At 43.5% G+C, this 16,181-nt stretch carries 19 protein-coding genes; 7 read left to right on the top strand and 12 right to left on the bottom strand.

The annotated features are described in order from the left end of the window. Nucleotides 1–68: 68 nt before the first annotated feature. Together pyrC and ACHUFI_RS00790 are read right to left on the bottom strand one after the other, a co-directional pair. Nucleotides 69–1,097 (bottom strand): dihydroorotase, encoded by a 1,029-nt coding sequence (gene pyrC, locus ACHUFI_RS00795; protein ID WP_394246204.1) that lies wholly within the window; start codon nt 1,095–1,097, stop codon nt 69–71. Between the two features lie 181 nt (nt 1,098–1,278). Continuing rightward, a complete protein-coding gene (locus ACHUFI_RS00790; protein WP_394246202.1) occupies nt 1,279–1,437 on the bottom strand; it encodes a YqaE/Pmp3 family membrane protein in 159 nt (52 codons plus the stop codon). A 214-nt stretch (nt 1,438–1,651) separates the two neighbouring features. Between ACHUFI_RS00790 and ACHUFI_RS00785 the strand changes: the two genes are divergently transcribed. Next, complete coding sequence (locus ACHUFI_RS00785; protein ID WP_394246200.1) at nt 1,652–3,469, top strand: MOSC N-terminal beta barrel domain-containing protein; 1,818 nt, start codon at nt 1,652–1,654, stop codon at nt 3,467–3,469. A gap of 78 nt (nt 3,470–3,547) precedes the next feature. Here ACHUFI_RS00785 and nadE read toward each other — a convergent pair whose 3' ends face one another. Next, nucleotides 3,548–4,378 carry an ammonia-dependent NAD(+) synthetase gene (gene nadE, locus ACHUFI_RS00780; RefSeq protein ID WP_394246199.1) on the bottom strand — a complete coding sequence of 277 codons (831 nt, stop codon included), beginning with the start codon at nt 4,376–4,378 and terminating at the stop codon, nt 3,548–3,550. Between the two features lie 95 nt (nt 4,379–4,473). On the opposite strand from nadE, the gene ACHUFI_RS00775 reads away from it, so the two are divergent. Both ACHUFI_RS00775 and ACHUFI_RS00770 read left to right on the top strand, forming a co-directional pair. Continuing rightward, nucleotides 4,474–5,004: a nicotinate-nicotinamide nucleotide adenylyltransferase gene (locus ACHUFI_RS00775; RefSeq protein WP_394246197.1), complete on the top strand. Its 531-nt coding sequence runs from the start codon at nt 4,474–4,476 to the stop codon at nt 5,002–5,004. A 19-nt stretch (nt 5,005–5,023) separates the two neighbouring features. Beyond that, entirely contained in the window at nt 5,024–5,500 is a 477-nt protein-coding gene (locus tag ACHUFI_RS00770) for a hypothetical protein (protein WP_394246196.1), read from the top strand. 104 nt (nt 5,501–5,604) lie between these two features. Here the strand turns inward: ACHUFI_RS00770 and ACHUFI_RS00765 are convergent, their stop codons facing one another. Beyond that, the gene (locus tag ACHUFI_RS00765) at nt 5,605–6,210 is read right to left on the bottom strand and encodes an AraC family transcriptional regulator (RefSeq protein WP_394246195.1); all 606 of its coding nucleotides are present in this window, start codon (nt 6,208–6,210) and stop codon (nt 5,605–5,607) included. A 177-nt stretch (nt 6,211–6,387) separates the two neighbouring features. Between ACHUFI_RS00765 and ACHUFI_RS00760 the strand changes: the two genes are divergently transcribed. After that, nucleotides 6,388–7,494 (top strand): 1-acyl-sn-glycerol-3-phosphate acyltransferase, encoded by a 1,107-nt coding sequence (locus tag ACHUFI_RS00760; RefSeq protein ID WP_394246193.1) that lies wholly within the window; start codon nt 6,388–6,390, stop codon nt 7,492–7,494. Nucleotides 7,495–7,560: 66 nt separating this feature from the next. Here the strand turns inward: ACHUFI_RS00760 and ACHUFI_RS00755 are convergent, their stop codons facing one another. After that, entirely contained in the window at nt 7,561–8,163 is a 603-nt protein-coding gene (locus ACHUFI_RS00755; protein ID WP_394246191.1) for a hypothetical protein, read from the bottom strand. 75 nt (nt 8,164–8,238) lie between these two features. Between ACHUFI_RS00755 and ACHUFI_RS00750 the strand changes: the two genes are divergently transcribed. Beyond that, nucleotides 8,239–8,547: a DUF1496 domain-containing protein gene (locus tag ACHUFI_RS00750; protein WP_394246189.1), complete on the top strand. Its 309-nt coding sequence runs from the start codon at nt 8,239–8,241 to the stop codon at nt 8,545–8,547. A 35-nt stretch (nt 8,548–8,582) separates the two neighbouring features. On the opposite strand, the gene ACHUFI_RS00745 is transcribed toward ACHUFI_RS00750, so the two are convergent. Further along, the gene (locus ACHUFI_RS00745) at nt 8,583–8,882 is read right to left on the bottom strand and encodes a YfcZ/YiiS family protein (RefSeq protein WP_394246188.1); all 300 of its coding nucleotides are present in this window, start codon (nt 8,880–8,882) and stop codon (nt 8,583–8,585) included. 530 nt (nt 8,883–9,412) lie between these two features. On the opposite strand from ACHUFI_RS00745, the gene ACHUFI_RS00740 reads away from it, so the two are divergent. Next, a complete protein-coding gene (locus ACHUFI_RS00740; protein ID WP_394246187.1) occupies nt 9,413–9,874 on the top strand; it encodes a TetR/AcrR family transcriptional regulator in 462 nt (153 codons plus the stop codon). 122 nt (nt 9,875–9,996) lie between these two features. On the opposite strand, the gene ACHUFI_RS00735 is transcribed toward ACHUFI_RS00740, so the two are convergent. From ACHUFI_RS00735 to ACHUFI_RS00710, 6 genes are read right to left on the bottom strand one after another with little or no spacing between them, the layout of a single operon-like run. Continuing rightward, nucleotides 9,997–10,779, bottom strand: a complete 783-nt coding sequence (locus tag ACHUFI_RS00735; protein WP_394246185.1) for a heme ABC transporter ATP-binding protein — start codon at nt 10,777–10,779, stop codon at nt 9,997–9,999. After that, a complete protein-coding gene (locus ACHUFI_RS00730) occupies nt 10,779–11,816 on the bottom strand; it encodes a FecCD family ABC transporter permease (RefSeq protein ID WP_394246183.1) in 1,038 nt (345 codons plus the stop codon). The genes ACHUFI_RS00735 and ACHUFI_RS00730 overlap by 1 nt, the downstream gene beginning before the upstream one ends. A gap of 10 nt (nt 11,817–11,826) precedes the next feature. Continuing rightward, on the bottom strand, nt 11,827–12,714 hold the full coding sequence (locus ACHUFI_RS00725; protein WP_394246181.1) for a heme/hemin ABC transporter substrate-binding protein: 888 nt from the start codon (nt 12,712–12,714) through the stop codon (nt 11,827–11,829). Between the two features lie 33 nt (nt 12,715–12,747). Next, nucleotides 12,748–13,158, bottom strand: a complete 411-nt coding sequence (locus ACHUFI_RS00720) for an ExbD/TolR family protein (RefSeq protein WP_394246180.1) — start codon at nt 13,156–13,158, stop codon at nt 12,748–12,750. Then, nucleotides 13,155–13,841, bottom strand: coding sequence for a MotA/TolQ/ExbB proton channel family protein (locus tag ACHUFI_RS00715; protein WP_394246178.1), 687 nt, complete (start codon nt 13,839–13,841; stop codon nt 13,155–13,157). Before ACHUFI_RS00715 ends, ACHUFI_RS00720 begins: the two co-directional genes overlap by 4 nt. 2 nt (nt 13,842–13,843) lie before the next feature. Then, nucleotides 13,844–14,623, bottom strand: coding sequence for an energy transducer TonB (locus tag ACHUFI_RS00710; protein ID WP_394246176.1), 780 nt, complete (start codon nt 14,621–14,623; stop codon nt 13,844–13,846). A 162-nt stretch (nt 14,624–14,785) separates the two neighbouring features. Here ACHUFI_RS00710 and hutW point away from each other — a divergent pair, with 162 nt between their 5' ends. Next, entirely contained in the window at nt 14,786–16,171 is a 1,386-nt protein-coding gene (gene hutW / locus ACHUFI_RS00705) for a heme anaerobic degradation radical SAM methyltransferase ChuW/HutW (RefSeq protein ID WP_394246175.1), read from the top strand. The last annotated feature ends 10 nt before the right edge of the window (nt 16,172–16,181 follow it).

The raw sequence follows: 16,181 nt of genomic DNA, 5'->3' as shown, positions 1-16,181 counted from the left end.
GGGAAAAGAAAAGCCCTAACAATATGTTAGGGCTTTCGGTATTTTGAATGAAAAATGGACTTATTCGTTTATTTGACTGTCCAGCCGATGGATTCACCTGCACGAATTGGAACAACAATATCGTTACCAAATGGCATGGTTTCCGCTACGTTCCACTCTTCTTTTACTAGTGTCACTGAGTCGGCATTACGAGGAACGCCATAGAAGTCAGGACCGTTGTGGCTAGCGAATGCTTCAAGGTTTTCTAATTTACCTTCTAGTTCGAAGACTTCTGCATACAACTCTAACGCAGCGTGAGCAGTGTAAGAGCCAGCACAACCGCATGCCGCTTCTTTCATTCCTTTAGCGTGGGGTGCAGAGTCAGTCCCTAGGAAGAATTTTTTGCTACCGCTTGTTGCCGCTTCAATAAGAGCTTGCTGGTGAGTACCACGCTTTAGAATTGGTAGGCAGTAGAAGTGAGGCTTGATGCCACCAACTAACATGTGGTTACGGTTAAACAATAAGTGGTGAGCGGTAATGGTCGCTGCAACATTTTCATTGGCATTCTTCACGAATGTAGCCGCGTCAGCAGTTGTAATGTGCTCAAGCACAATTTTTAGATTCGGGAAATCGTTAACGATAGGTGCAAGCACAGTATCTAGGAATTCTTTTTCACGGTCGAAAATGTCAACATCGTGATGCGTTACTTCACCATGAACCAGCAATAACATGCCCACTTCTTGCATTGCTTCAAGTACGTGGTAAATGTTTTTAGCGGAGGTTACACCTGAATCTGAATTGGTCGTTGCACCAGCAGGGTAAAGCTTAGCCGCGACAACAGCACCAGATGCTTTTGCTTTGCGGATTTCGTCAGGTGTTGTGTTGTCGGTGAGGTAAAGTGCCATTAGCGGCTCAAATTGCTCGCTTGGCTTTTCTGCCATGATGCGGTCGCGGTAAGAAATCGCCATTTCGGTATCTGTTACCGGTGGGATAGTGTTTGGCATGATTAACGCTCGACCATTGTAACGGCTGATATCGCGAACAGTATCTTTTAGAACTTCGCCATCGCGCAGATGAACGTGCCAGTCGTCAGGACGAGTAATCGTAAGTTGTGTCATTGAAAGCTCCCACCAATTGAAAAGTATTGTGATTGGAGCCTAAACGTAACGAAATCTGTGAAAGCAATCGCTTACGCTTAGGCGACAGGATGATAGTGGAAAAGCCTTATTATTTCACCCTATTTTTGTCACTTTGGTGTTAACGAGTATGAATACACGAGCTTTATTGGTGGCGCTAAGCCTAACGAGTCGCTACCCACAAACCATGAATCATCCCTGGAACCCAGAAAAAAATCGTTAATACGATGTTGATCAGTAAATCTTTACCAACGCCACGAGCGAAAAACACACCTAGTGGCGGCAGTAATACACATAGAATGATCAGTACAAGTCTATTCATGTTAATTCCTTTTAATGCGAAGCACTTTCTTAACGATTATTAAGCTTATAACATCTTAGTTTAGCCCACCTATGTAAAGTGCTTGGTTGGTAAACTTCACATTAGTCTCATAAATCCACGTTCTTTTTTGTACAGGGTGCGAAGGGTGAGTTTGACTCTCGTTAACCTTTTGTTAGCATGCCAACAAATAATTAAATAAAACATTGGGATTGCTATGTCTTTGTCGTCGTTATCAAAAATTAACATCTTTCCGGTTAAGTCCGTGGGAGGGATTTCTTTGTCGACCTCTTGGGTTGAGAAGCAAGGTTTAAGTTTTGACCGCCGTTTTATGCTAGCGCTGGCAGATGGCAGCATGGTTACCGCGCGCAAATATCCGATTATGGTGAAAGTAAAATCAAGTTTACTTCAAGACGGCATCGTATTTACTTTTCCTGATTTAGAGCCGCTGAAAATTCAGTATGCTCAATTTAAAATGCAGGAAACACCTGCAACAGTTTGGAAAGATAACTTCACAGCATACACCACCACAGATGAAGCGGATGATTGGTTTAGCAAGGTGTTAGGCCAGCGCGTTGAGCTATTGTTTACCGGTGAACAGTCGAACCGTGTTCGTGAAAAACTAGGCCATAACGTGAGTTTCGCCGATGGTTACCCTGTACTAGTTATTAGTCAGGCTTCTTTGGATGAATTGAATCGTCGCAGCCCAGAAGAACATTCGATGGACCAGTTTAGACCTAACTTGGTCGTCTCGGGTGATGAGCCATTTATTGAGGATAGCTGGAAAAGAATTCGTATCGGTGAGGTGGAGTTTGAAGCGGTGAAACCCTGTGAGCGTTGTATTCTTACGACCGTGGACGTGGAGTCAGCAGAGTTTAGGCCAACAAAAGAGCCGCTTAACACTTTCTCTACTTTTCGAGCAAACGAGCGTGGCGGTGTATTCTTCGGCCAAAACTTGGTTGCGAAGAATGAAGGTATGATCCAAGTCGGCGATCAAATTGAAGTGTTGGAAACCAAAGAAAAAGAATTTTACGAAGATACGTGGCAAGAAGCGCTAATGCTCACTTGTGTCGAGCGTGAAGAAGTCGCACGTGACTTCATCACATTTTGGTTAGAGCCTAACAAAGGCACTACGCCTACCTATCAACCTGGGCAGCACTTACCCATTGAAATCCAAATTGATGGTGAATTAGTCGCGCGCCGTTATACACTTTCTTCCAGTCCATCTCGTCCAGGGAAGTTGGCGATTTCAGTTAAGCGAGTGGATGGCGGAAGAGTCTCTAATTGGCTTCAAGATCACTTGCAGATTGGCGATACGCTCAAAGCTCAAACTCCGGAAGGCGCATTTTATTTGGAAGATAGCCCAGAGCAGCCTTTGCTTTTACTTTCGGCTGGCAGTGGCGTGACGCCAATGTTGTCGATGTTGCGCTATTTGTCTGATCACAACCAGCTCAAAGACGTGGTCTTTTACCACCAGTGCAGTAGCGAAGAAGACATTCCATTTCAAGAAGAGCTTGAAGCCCTAAAACAGCAGCACCCAACATTGAAAGTGATGCTTTCATTGAGCCAACCTTCAAAAGGGTGGGAAAGCTTGTCTGGCCGCTTAAGTGTCGCGCACCTAGCACAAATCGAGAATTTGCATCAACGCCAAGCGTTTGTTTGTGGCCCTGATGGCTTTATGAAAAATGCAAAATCGATGATGATTCAGTTAGGTCTTAATCCAAAGAACTATCATCAGGAAGCATTTGGCGTTGCTCAAGAGCAAACGAAAGAATTGAAGACGTTACAGTTAAGTTTGAATGGTTATATGTTTGAAGGTGATAATCAGTCTACTTTGCTTGAACAAGCAGAGGCTGCTGGACTTTCGATTGCCAACAGCTGTCGCGCGGGATTCTGTGGGGCGTGTAAAGTGACTTTAGAGTCTGGAAAAGTTCACCAACCAGATGTTCCTGCGCTGCAGGATGATGAGCGTAATATGGGGCAGGTACTGGCGTGTTGTTGTATACCAGAAACCGATATTGAAGTGGTTGACTAAAAACATACGGTGTCATAACTAAAAAAGGCGAGCATGGTTAACTATGCTCGCCTTTTTAACGATTAATACGTTGGTAAATTAATCGTAAATCGTTGGAATTGGTTGACGCTTATGTTGAGTGGCTTTGTAAATACCGACTAAACGGTCAGACACTTCTTGTGGGACGTCTTTGCCTTCAAGGAAATCATCAATCTGATCGTAAGATAGGTTGAGCGCATCTTCGTCGGCTTTTTGTGGTGCTAACTCTTCAAGATCCGCTGTCGGTACTTTTTTCACAAGAAGCTCTGGAGCGCCTAATGTATCAGCAAGCTCTCGAACTTGGCGTTTGTTCAAACCAAATAGCGGTGCTAAATCACAAGCGCCGTCACCAAATTTTGTGTAGAAACCAGTAATGTTTTCTGCAGAATGGTCGGTACCAATCACTAACCCACCGACGTAACCAGCAATCTCATATTGAGCAACCATGCGAGCACGAGCTTTAACGTTGCCTTTAACGAAATCGATTTTAGCTGACTCTTCAGGAAGTAAACCAGTACCTTCTAGTGCCACATGAGATGCAGCATGCAGCCCATCAACGCCCGCTTTGATATTAACGGAAACAGAGTGCGTCGGCTGGATGAATGATAACGCCAGTTGAGCTTCGTCTTCATCTTTTTGTTCCCCGTAAGGCAGGCGAACAGCAATGAATTGGTATTCGTTTGAAGAGGAAGATTCATTTAGGCTATTAACGGCCAGCTGTGCTAATCGACCACAAGTCGTAGAATCTACGCCGCCACTGATCCCTAACACTAATGATTTACAACCCGATTGCTGAAGTTTAGTTTTGATGAATTCGACACGGCGTTCGATTTCGAAGTGTGGGTCGATTGACGGAAGCACACGCATTTCATCACGAATCAGTTGTTCCATTCTGTTTCCTTTTCGTACAAGCAAATTGAAATTCTAGTGGTATCATACCGAAATCATTAGATTAAAAAACCTATTTGCTAAGGCATACAGAGAACATGAAAAAAATCGCTGTTTTTGGAAGCGCATTTAACCCACCGAGTTTAGGGCACAAGAGCGTATTGGATTCACTTAGCCATTTTGATTTGGTTTTATTGGTTCCTAGCATTGCCCACGCTTGGGGTAAAGAAATGTTGGATTTCGACGTTCGGTGCCAACTATTGAACGCGTTTATTCAAGATCTTGCATTGCCTAACGTAGAGATCTCGTTAGTCGAAAAAGGGCTTCATCAACCAGGAAGCAGTGTGACGACCTATGCAGTACTTTCTAAAATTCAAGAACTCCACCCTGATGCCGATATAACGTTTGTTATTGGCCCAGATAACTTTTTTAAATTCTCTTCGTTTTATAAAGCTGAGGAGATAATGCAAAAGTGGTCTGTTATGGCATGTCCCGAAAAATTGGTGATACGAAGTACCGATATCCGCAAAGCATTGGGCGAAGGTAACAAAATTGATCAATTAACAACTCCATCAGTAACAAAAATCTTGCAAGACAGTGAACTGTATACGATAATTCGTAACTCCTAATATAAGAGGTCTGACGACTATGCTAAAAAGAGTATTACCAGCATCGATTCTGATCGCAGCATTTTCAATGCCTGCGAGCGCGAGCTGTGATCTTTTTAGCGAAGAGTCGATCATGCTTAGCAAGAAAGATTGTTTAGACTTGTCCAATGGCCTTGAATCTTTCGGTCACAATGTAATTACCATTGGCGGTCTACTCGAAGAAGAAAAGCCAGACTCATCTGAGTATTGGAGTGAATGGGCACTGCAAACCAAAGATGCCCCTTTGATTACTCAGAGCATCAAAAACAACTATATTGGCTTAGGCGCATGGTTTCCTGAGGATTTAGAAGAGAACCAAAGCAAAATGACGACCGAAGAGTGGTTATTGAATCATGGTTTACAACTGAGCATCGGTTTTGGTGATAAGAAAGATGGTGAGCCGCGAATGCGCCTCGACTATCGTTGGCATGAAAACCAGCAGCCAGATGTGATGATGCAAATAGAATTGCCATTCTAAGCTAAGATATCAATTACAAAAAAGCCGCATAAAACACCGAAATGGTTTGGTTTATGCGGCTTTTTTATTTCATTCCTGAAAGCTTCTACAGTGAGAAGTTTACTTTATAGCGTTTCTCCAAAAACAAGTAAGCAAAGCTGTTCAAACTCTTCTTCTTTACTCGCAAATAGCTCTTCAATAACTTTTTCTTTTTTCTGCCCCGACTGCAAACGCTTTTTGGCCTCTCGCATAACCATCACTAGCGTATGTTCTTGCGAAAGTGGCGAGTCGTCTAAATTCCACTGATTAAAACGCTCACTTAACAGGGTTTCTGAAAGTAGCGGGTTAAGCGCTAACACTTCTTGTTTTAAGACAGCGAGTAACTCTTGAGTGGCTTGCTCGTTATTTGAGTTCGTAGCCAACTTATCGATCAGGGCTTTCGTTAAGGCAGTTTGTTGCACGTAACCGGCTTGAGAAGGGAAGTTATCAGTCAAACGCACCGAGAAATCGACTTTATTGATTGTGGTGTTCGGAAAGTAGCTAATAGAGACAAGGCAATCGAAAGGAATCCAAATCGTCTCTCCAGGTTCTACCGCATATTCGTTTTTACCAAGCTTTACTAACGCTAGCCCTTGCGATACTTGAATTAAGCTATGTTTGAGTACTTTTTTACGCGGCGTGATCACTAAGTGTGAAAAAGTGGGGGACGTAAACTCAACAGCGAAATTCATAGACAATACCTTCATTTTTGGGGCGCTAAGGTTAACGTTATTCGAAAAAAATGCCAATACTATGCATAGGTTTTTACACTTTTCTGGTCTGACCTTGTAAAAACTATGGGCTATGTAGCTGCGATGTTCCGAAACAATGCGTAGAATGAGCCAGCTTTTTATTTTATGTAGTGAAAAATGACTTCTAATACAGATCCATATATCGATATTCGTCCGTATAACGATGATGAAATCCCAGCAGCACTTGATCGTTTAATCAATGACGAAGAGTTTATCGATGCAATATTGCATTACCGTTTCTCTAACCACGCAGCTTGGTTCAAATCGCTAATGAGCCCGCTTCTTCGTGTTTATTTGAAGATGAAATGGAGCAAACTCACCAGTGTGGAAGCCATTCAAGTCGAAGTAAAAAAATACTTACGTGACACGCTTAAGAATACAACAGATGGTGTCACTTACTCTGGATTAGAAGCATTAGATAAAGAACAGTCTTACTTGTTTGTTTCGAACCACCGAGACATCGCGATGGATCCTGCACTGGTAAACTACGCACTTCACCAAGAAAACCACCGCACAATGCGTATCGCCATTGGTGATAACCTGCTGAAGAAGCCTTGTGCGACGGAGTTAATGCGTTTAAACAAGTCGTTTATCGTTAAACGTTCATTGAAAGGCCCACGTGAGATGATGAAAGCGTTAGGTCAGCTGTCTTCTTACATTAAGCACTCTCTGGATACTGGTAACTCGATTTGGATTGCTCAAAAAGAAGGTCGAGCAAAAGACGGCAATGATTTTACGGATCCAGCGATTCTTAAGATGTTTCACGTTGAAGGTCGTAAGCAGAAAGTGTCTTTTGGTGAATACACCAAGTCTTTGAAAATTGTTCCTGTTTCGATTTCTTATGAAAATGACCCTTGTGATACAGCAAAAGCTTTAGAGCTATACGAGAAAGAAACCAAAGGCACTTACGAAAAAGGTGAATTTGAAGATATCGAAAGTATCATTCAAGGCATTATTGGTAAAAAAGGCCGTGTTCACATTGGCTTCGGTACACCTGTAGCGCAAGCGATTGAAACGCCAGAAGAGCTAGCGACAGAAATTGACCGCCAAATACATGATAATTACAAACTCTTTCCAATCAATCTATTAGCAGCAGAGCAAGATGCCGATGAAGTTACGTCAGCGGTGAAGCAAACTCTTTCCGAAAAGCTAGCTGCTTTACCGGAAGGGGCACATCAGTATTTGATAGATAGCTATGCAAACCCAGTGAAAAACATTGGCTAATGTTTGTAGATGGTTTGATTGAAAAAGGAGCACAATGTGCTCCTTTTCTATTTATTCTTGCTTAACTTACCGCGCAACTGCGCCGCCAAGTGTCAGGTTAGATGGCCATTTCCCAATAACATTTCCTCCGAGGTAGATGTTGCCATTCACCGTCATAGTATCAGGGAACTCTTTAATCCCTGAGCCTCCTAAATATAAGTCCCCTTCAACAATGATTCCTTCTGGTAGTGTCGTAATTGGCGTTCTGATAAGGCTCAGGTCACCTTTAACTCTAAATCGATTCGGCAGTTTATTGAGCGGAGTATCAGTGAGATTGATATAGCCACCCACTTTGACCCCGCTTGGCCAGGAAGTGATCTGTGAGCCTAAAAGGTTTGCGTAGCCCTTAATCTTTGTGCCTCTAGGGATTCGGCTAAGGTCACTGTTGGTCGCCTCTAGGCTGCCTTGTACATCTAGCCCTTTGGGTAATCGCTTAATGGCTGTCTTAGATATATTAAGATTGCCCTTAACCACTAAATCTTCTGGAAGTGATGTGTAAGGTTTATTACGTAAATATAAGTTGCCGTAATTATCTAGGTGGTTCAGTATTTTATATTCATCAAGAGGCTCTGCGCATACGGCAAAACTGAGTGAAGTTGAAATAATGATTGTCGTGATAAGCCTGCGCATAATCTATCTAATGTGGTGAGTCTCTTTTACACTATAACCAGAAATGAACGATCTAGCAGCCGTTGGAGGCGTAGAATGGAAGGTGATTTTAAGAAATCTGGAGCACTGCGCACTTTAAGTTGGTGCTCTGCACTTTGTATGCTCCTAGTGATTGGTTTTCCAGCTTATGCCAATAAAGTGATTAGTACACCGTCACGAGGCATTGCCGTCGTGACTGATGCCAATCTAGGCTCTCGAGTTTGTTACTATGAAGATAAAGCCTATAGCTTAGGCGCGGTTTTAAATGTTTCGGGCGTTTTGATTGAGTGTATTGAAGAAAAAGATTTTGAATTAAATGGCGCTTTGAAATGGAAGGCATTGGATCTAAAAAGCGAACCTAAATAGATTCGCTTTATATATTGATAATGGTGCAGCTACAATTATCGGCTAATCGAGCGAGTCTTCAATTCAAAGATTAACTTCTCAGCACTAACTTCAAATTTGAATTGAGCATTAAGCTCTTTAGAATCTTCATTCAGCTCTGATACGTTGTATTCAACTGAACTTGAAACCGCTTTAGCTAATTCAAGGTACTTAGCAAATTCAGTTTCTAACTGGCTCTTAGAATCTGCGTAGATAGTTACTTCAGCCACGTCATCGCCTTCTTTAATTACAAAGCCGATTTCACCTGCACAGCCACAAGCTTCACAAACTGTGTTTTCTACTACTTCTTGACTCATAACTAATCCTCTTACTTAAATTATGGTTATTCTATCGGGCAATTTGATCTTCATCTACAAAAATTAAATCCGTTTGATTACTTTTTGGCTGGTATGCTATGTTGTTTGTTAAGGGATTAAGTGTATATGCCTTAAAGTACCCAATAAAATGAGTGTGATCTGGCTCTTGTTTTATTGAAATTAAGTGTCATATGTTTGTCAGAATGTCATTCAGTTAGTTGCGTCAGGAATGATTTTATAAGACTATCTATTGCTTGATAGTTATTTACATAATGAATATTTGGTCGGTATTTCATATTCTAAGTAGTTATTTTCATTAAGTGACTTAGAGTTGTAGGATGCGACAAGTTTCCATTTAGTGTGAATGTGCGGTTAGACACAGACCTGTAAAAAAGGCATTACGGTATGCTGTTAAGGTTTTAGCACGGAAAACTTGCGAATTAGCGTCTTATTAAGATAATACTGATAACGATTTTCATTCTGACTTCATTTGATGAGTTAGATGGATTTACAAAGAGAAGAGCCTGAATATGCCAAAGCGTAGTAAAGAAGATACTGAAATCACGATTCAGAAGATCATGGATGCCGTCGTTGACCAGCTTTTAAGACTGGGTTACGACAAAATGTCTTACACGACATTGAGTCAACAAACAGGTGTATCTCGTACTGGTATTAGCCACCACTTTCCGAAGAAAACTGATTTTACAGCGGCACTAGACGGTCGAATCTTCAAAATGTTCATGGAACATTTGGATTTTGAAAATGGTCTAGACGCATTTTCTGCTAGCTGGGTAAAAGCATTAGACAACTCTGAGTTCCTAGCAATTCTTCGTCTGTTGTTCCACCACATTGTAACAGCAGAAAACGCTCATGAATTTGCTGCAAACGGCATCGACCGTTTATACAAACTGACAGAAACTCAGTTTGGTGACACTAGCGGTAAAGAATTAGAATGGTTGATTGGTAAATCATTGATTCGCATGAGCCTTTAGGTTTCCTAAGTAGGTTCCATAAATAAAAAAAGCTCCGATGTTCGGAGCTTTTTTTTTATGCTTGCTATTTGATGAGTGTTGCCAGCGTTTCCCCTGAATGAACGCCACAGTTCACTTTAATGTTAGTGAGCGGGGTGAACCTGTGGGAAGCTCATTGTTGGGTGTTTTTCGACAATACTATGGTAGCCATACACTTGTTCAATGAGAGCGGGTTTCAGCGTCTCCCAGGGGCTACCATCGCGTACAATGGCGCCATCTTTTAGCATGATGAGCCGATCAGAATACTGAGCGGCGAGATTGAGATCATGTAGAACAACAATCACAGCCGCATTTCTTTCGTCAGCAAGCTTGCGTGCGATTTTCAACGTATTGTGCTGATGCGCTAAATCGAGGGCTGACGTAGGTTCATCTAGCATCAGAATGCATTGGTCTCCAGAATCATGAAGTTGAGTTAACACACGGGAGAGGTGAACACGCTGTTTTTCCCCTCCGGATAGCGATGGATATAAACGCTGCGCAAGATGGCTAACATCAGCTAACTTCATGTATTCCTCGGTAATACTCTTCATTTCTTTATTGGAAGCCCCGAGTGGGATACCACCAAGCTCTACGACTTCTTGAGCGAGAAAAGGGAACGTTAATGTGCTGTGTTGTGGCAGCATTCCCATATGCTTGGCGAGACGAGCTGCAGGCCATTTATCAGGGCCGTGTCCGAAGTATTCTATGACACCAGCGCTTTCTGTTTCTCGGCATAGCGCCTTTAACAAGGTGCTTTTTCCTGCGCCGTTTGGACCAAGTAGTGTCGTCACGTCACCGGCGCGAATTTCTAGCGAAACATCGTTGACGATCGTTTTCGTTCCGATTCTCACAGACAGGTTTTGAGCCTTTAACGAAACCATATTCATTATAAGATCCTGCCTTTTTGTTGGAAAAGTAAATAAAGGAAGAAAGGGGCGCCGATGATAGCGGTAACAATCCCAATAGGAAGCTCTGCAGGGGCAACCGCGACTCGAGAAAACATGTCAGCTCCTGTTAACAGTAAAGCACCGAGAACTGCAGAAAGGGGAAGCAAAGTTCTATGGTCAGGACCTGCCAACATTCTGCCTAGGTGGGGAACCACTAACCCAATAAAGCCTATGGTTCCTGACAGACTAACCGTAATTCCGACTCCGACCGCCGTTAGCAAAATCAATTGACGCTTGAGTTTTTGAACGGGAATCCCTAAGTGTTGAGCTTCGGATTCTCCAAGCAGAAGGGCGTTAAGCGCCATGGTTCTTCGATAAAATAGCACTGATAATATAACGAGCGTTATTCCTGCGAGTAAGATACTTGGCCAGTTAGCCCCTGCTAATGAGCCCATTGACCATAGTGAAAGGTCGCGAAGCATTTGGTCATCCGCGGCAAAGCTTAAATAACTGATCCCAGCTCCGGACAAGGCACTGATCGCGACGCCCGCCAACAGCATAATGGTTACTGAAGTACCGAATTTATTGGTGCCTAACTTGTAGACCAATAACGTAGTGAGCGCACCACCAATAAAAGCAAAGATAGGCAGAGCTGCAAAGTTCATAAAGTTAGGGTATTGCTGCGCTATGTCAGCGAAAAGAACGATGGCTAGAGCTGCGCCTAACGCTGAACCTGCCGAAACCCCAATAATTCCGGGCTCAGCGAGTGGGTTACGAAATAGCCCTTGCATCACGGTTCCGCAAATAGCCAAAATCGCGCCGATCAGCATGCATAATATCGTACGTGGTAATCGGATTTCTTGGATCACCAAGTTGATATGAGGTGCTAAGTCATTGGATGAGCGGAAAAGGCTGATCACGCTATCTGAGAAGGTGATATTCATTGGCCCTACAGTGATCGATGAAACTGCCATTAGCGCCAAAATGGCACCAAATATCGACATCATCACTCGCAAAGGAACGTTTCTTAGAAACATCTTAGCTCCTTTAAGGGTAAACCAAAGCGTTAAGGCGCTTAGCTTCCGCTAGGCTGTTTAGACCAAGGCCACCGACAAGTGCACTGCCATTAAGCGTAATGATCTGCTTGTTAATGCCAGCTGGGGTTGCTGCTAGCATAGGCAATGCTGCTAATATTTCATCTGCGCCGCCTAGTTTTTTGTAACTACGGCCGCTGACCAATATCACGTCGGGTTGCATTTCAACCAGAGATTCCATGGAGAGAGGCTTGTAAGAAGTGAGCTTGTCTGACGCTGGGTTAACCCCTCCAGCTAGTTTAATGATCGCGTCAGGTGTGGTATCTAAACCTGCGACATTAGCAGGGCGACCCTCATGAATCAGTAAGAAGAGCATTTTCTTAGCGTCACCTTTTGGCACTTGATTCGCATTGAGCGCCGTGACTTGATTGTTTACTTCTTGTTTGACTTGAACTGCGTTTTCTTGAGTGTGAGTAATTGCAGCGATCTGATCGATACGATTTAGAAGCCCTTCGATATTTGAGTCAGTGTTCACTATTTCTACGTCTACACCTGTTGATTTCAACTGTTGAATGGTTGAATCAGGGCCGATTTCGTCAGAGCCAATTAAAGTGGTGGGCTGTAGGGCGAGTAAACCTTCAGAGGAAAGGCGACGGTGATAGCCGATTTTGGGCAAATCCAAGTTTTGAGGTAACTGGCTGGTTACGTCCACCGCGACTAACTGTTTTTCGGCGCCAAGTGCGACGACCAATTCAGTAACAGCAGCGCCTGCACTAATTATGCGGGGTACTTGTTCTGCTTGGACGGCGGATGAAGCCATGCTTGTTAGTAGTAGTGAAGTTGCCACTAGTGTACTGGCATGAGAATGCATTCGAGAGAAGAGCGAGTTTGGCTGAGTCATAATAGTTAATCTTATTGTTATTCAAGAGGCGGCTTATTGCTCTTGAGTTAGTAATTGAGTAGCAGGGATCGAATTGTCTTGTAAGAAAGAAAGCAATTTTACTAGGTGTTCGACACTCGCTTTCTTGTCGGCTCCGATGACGATAGGACTGTCGTCACCCGACTTAACTTGTTCTAGTAGAGCGAGCTTGAAGTTATCCCAGTCGATGTATTCTTTACTGTTGATGGCCCAGTAGGGCTCTCTGTCTAAAATATTCACGGTGATTGACTGGTGATCGATTTCCGAAACGGCTGGAGTTTCAGTGCTTGGCAGATCGACTTCCAATGAATCTAAGCGAATCGAAGCGGTCAGCATTAGAAACACCATTACAATGAATATAATGTCGAGTAACGGAGTTAAATCGACGGCAGATGAGTGGCTGGTTTGCTGAGAAACTTTAATCATGCGGATTGCTCATTGGCAGCGATTTCAGAAGGTGCTTTAACGGTTGGTTTCTGAGTTATTTCCATACCTTCTAACCACAGGTTAGAGAAGTTAAGCGCATGTTCTAACTTAGCAATTAGACGATCTGCCCACAGCCCCAGAAGTTGAGACCCTGCGATTGCAGGAAGTGCGATCATCAAGCCGACCGCAGTTGTGCGCATTGCAAGTCCCAGACCTTCCGCAAGATCATTCGGCGTAATGTTACCGGTTGAAGCCGCGACGCCTTTAAACATTTCAATTAGGCCAAGTACGGTTCCAAGTAGGCCAATAAGAGGGCTGATCACGCCAATTAGAGCAAGCAACTTTAAACCGGAATGAAGTTGATGGCGTTTTTCTTGAAGCCAGATAGCTGCAGCGTCTTCTCGCAATGCTTTTGAAAATGAGTGATGGGCTAATACCATCGCAACCCCTTTAAAGATAAGCGGGCGCTTACCCTTCATCGATTCCGCCATAGTATCGATATCTTGGCTACGACTCGGTGAAATGGTGTCTAGCTGTTTGCGAATGCCTCCTCGGCTCCCCCCGAGACACAATAAAACTTGGAAAATGCGTTCCGTGATGATCATGACGGTTAATGCCGAGCAGATAAGAAGTGGCCAAGTCATTAAGCCTAATTGTTCTTGCAAGTTGTTTAGTTGTTCCATGATTAATCCAATTTAAAACGAACTGGTATTTGAATTCGGTGAGCTATAGCTTTGCCGTTAACGGTATGGGCTGAAAATTTCCATTTTTTAATCGCATCGAGTGCTGCTTTGTCTAGCATGAGAGCGCCTGACGAGCTGACTAATGCTTGCTTTGTTTGATTCCCACTTTCATCGAGCCAAATTTCATAGGTAGCAACACCTTGAATACCTCGTTTACGAGCTATTCTTGGGTAACGGGGCGGTGAAGGCCTTGCCGCAAAGCTAGGCTTGTTCACTAAGACCGGAGTACTGCTTACCCCTTGATTGACTTCCTTTGGTGGAGCTTGTCGCTGTGCCACTTGTGATGGCTTTTTCACCGTCTCCGTCGGCTCTTTCTTTTTGGCTTCAGGCTTCGGCTCTAACTCTTTTTTCTTCGGTTCCGGTTTTTGGGTCTTAGGTCGTTCAGGTTTTGGCCGAGCTTTTTGCTTTGGCTTCACGGCACTTTTAGGCGGTAGCGGTGCGTGTTTGACTGATTTGGCTTTGACCGGGGGCGCGACTTCCTGTTGAGCTGGTGGCTCTGGTGTAGGTTTCTTCTCCACAATAGGTTCTGGCTGAACGGGTTCAGGTTCACTTTGGGAAGTAGATTCGATAGCAGGCGCTGACGATACAAAATTTATGGAAACAGAGTTTGATTGTGAACCAGCAGGCATCGCGAAAACTTTGCTTTCTTGAGCGACAAATAATAGCGCAGCGTGCAAGGCAATAGAGGCTCCCCCTGCTATCACATACCTAGGTACATTCACAATTTAATCCTATTTTAACCAACGAGATGGGACAGGATTATTGCTTAGAATGCAAATAAGATCAATTATCAATTGCATTATCATTAGCGTGTAATTATGATCGATGAAGATTTTAGCGAATAGTCTTCCAGGCTTTGTTGTATAAGCGTTAAAGAGAATTATATGTCCCTAGAAATTTATAAATTTGATGAATCCATTTTGGGTGCATCCACGCCTGATCCGCTACGTTTTGCTTTCGCTCAAAAGCGTTCCGCTCATGCTGGTGGAATGGCAACTCCTGTTCCCCAAGGCGATCAGAAACGAATTCTTGAAAATCTGTTGAGCTCCGAAGGTAAAAAAAGCGATAAGCGTTGCCTATATATTCACGTACCTTTCTGTCGTGTGCGTTGTACGTTTTGTAATTTCTTCCAGAATGCAGCAAGTAGAAAGCTAGTCGACGATTATTTCGATGCTTTGATGGTTGAGTTGAAACAAAAAGCAGCAACACCGTGGGCACAATCTGGAACTTTTCATGCGGTTTATATCGGAGGAGGGACGCCTACCGATTTATCTGCGGAACAAATACACCGTTTGGGGCTGGCTATTCATCAGTTATTTCCGCTAGCACCTGATGCCGAGATTACGCTCGAAGGACGCATTAACCGTTTTACAGATGAGATGTTTGAGCGAGCTATCGACGGTGGCTTTAACCGCTTTTCTTTTGGCATTCAAAGCTTCAATACTCAAGTTAGGCGCAGTGCAAAACGTTTAGATGATCGAGAAGTCGTATTGGAGCGGATTTCGGAATTAAGTCAAACCCAACAAGCTCCTATCGTTCTCGATTTGCTTTATGGCTTGCCATATCAAACGCTAGATATTTTCGAACAAGACTTGGAAGACTACTTATCCACCGGTGCTCATGGCGTAGATTTGTACCAACTTGTTGTTGGTGGGAATGCACCTATGTTGAATTTGGTCGAGAAAGGACGAATTCCTCCACCGGCCACAACGCCTAACAAAGCCAGCATGTACCAAGCTGGTGTGGCGTTTATGAACAAACATCATATTAAGCAGCTAAGTGTTAACCATTGGGCTCGTGATAATCGAGAGCGCAGTGTGTACAACAGTTTAGCGAAAACCTATGCCGAGGTATTACCCGTTGGTTGCGGGGCTGGGGGAAATATAGGTGGTATTGGGCTTATGCAGCATCGTTCGCTAGAAAGCTATATGCAGTCTATGAAATCGGGCGATACTCCGGTCATGATGATGACTCGTCAAAGTCAAATGGAGCCTATTTTTGCTGCGCTAAAAGCTGGCTTTGATTCAGGAGTGATCCGCCGTTATGACCTACCTTTATATGAAGGGGTAGATATTTTTAGCTTCCTTAAACCGCTCTTTAAACAATGGCAAGTGAATGGCTTGGTCGATGCTTCGGAAGATTATTTATCCCTTACGTTAGCAGGAAGTTTCTGGGCGGTTAGCTTGGCACAAGCCGCAATCAAAGTACTGAATTCAGAGTTATCTACGCAGAATCAATCAAGACTAAAGCATGAAGTAAACGGACACTAATCCATGAGTA

This window comes from Vibrio profundi (assembly GCF_043642225.1).
Classification (GTDB): domain Bacteria; phylum Pseudomonadota; class Gammaproteobacteria; order Enterobacterales; family Vibrionaceae; genus Vibrio; species Vibrio profundi_A.
This window is presented reverse-complemented; position numbering and strand designations above follow the sequence as displayed.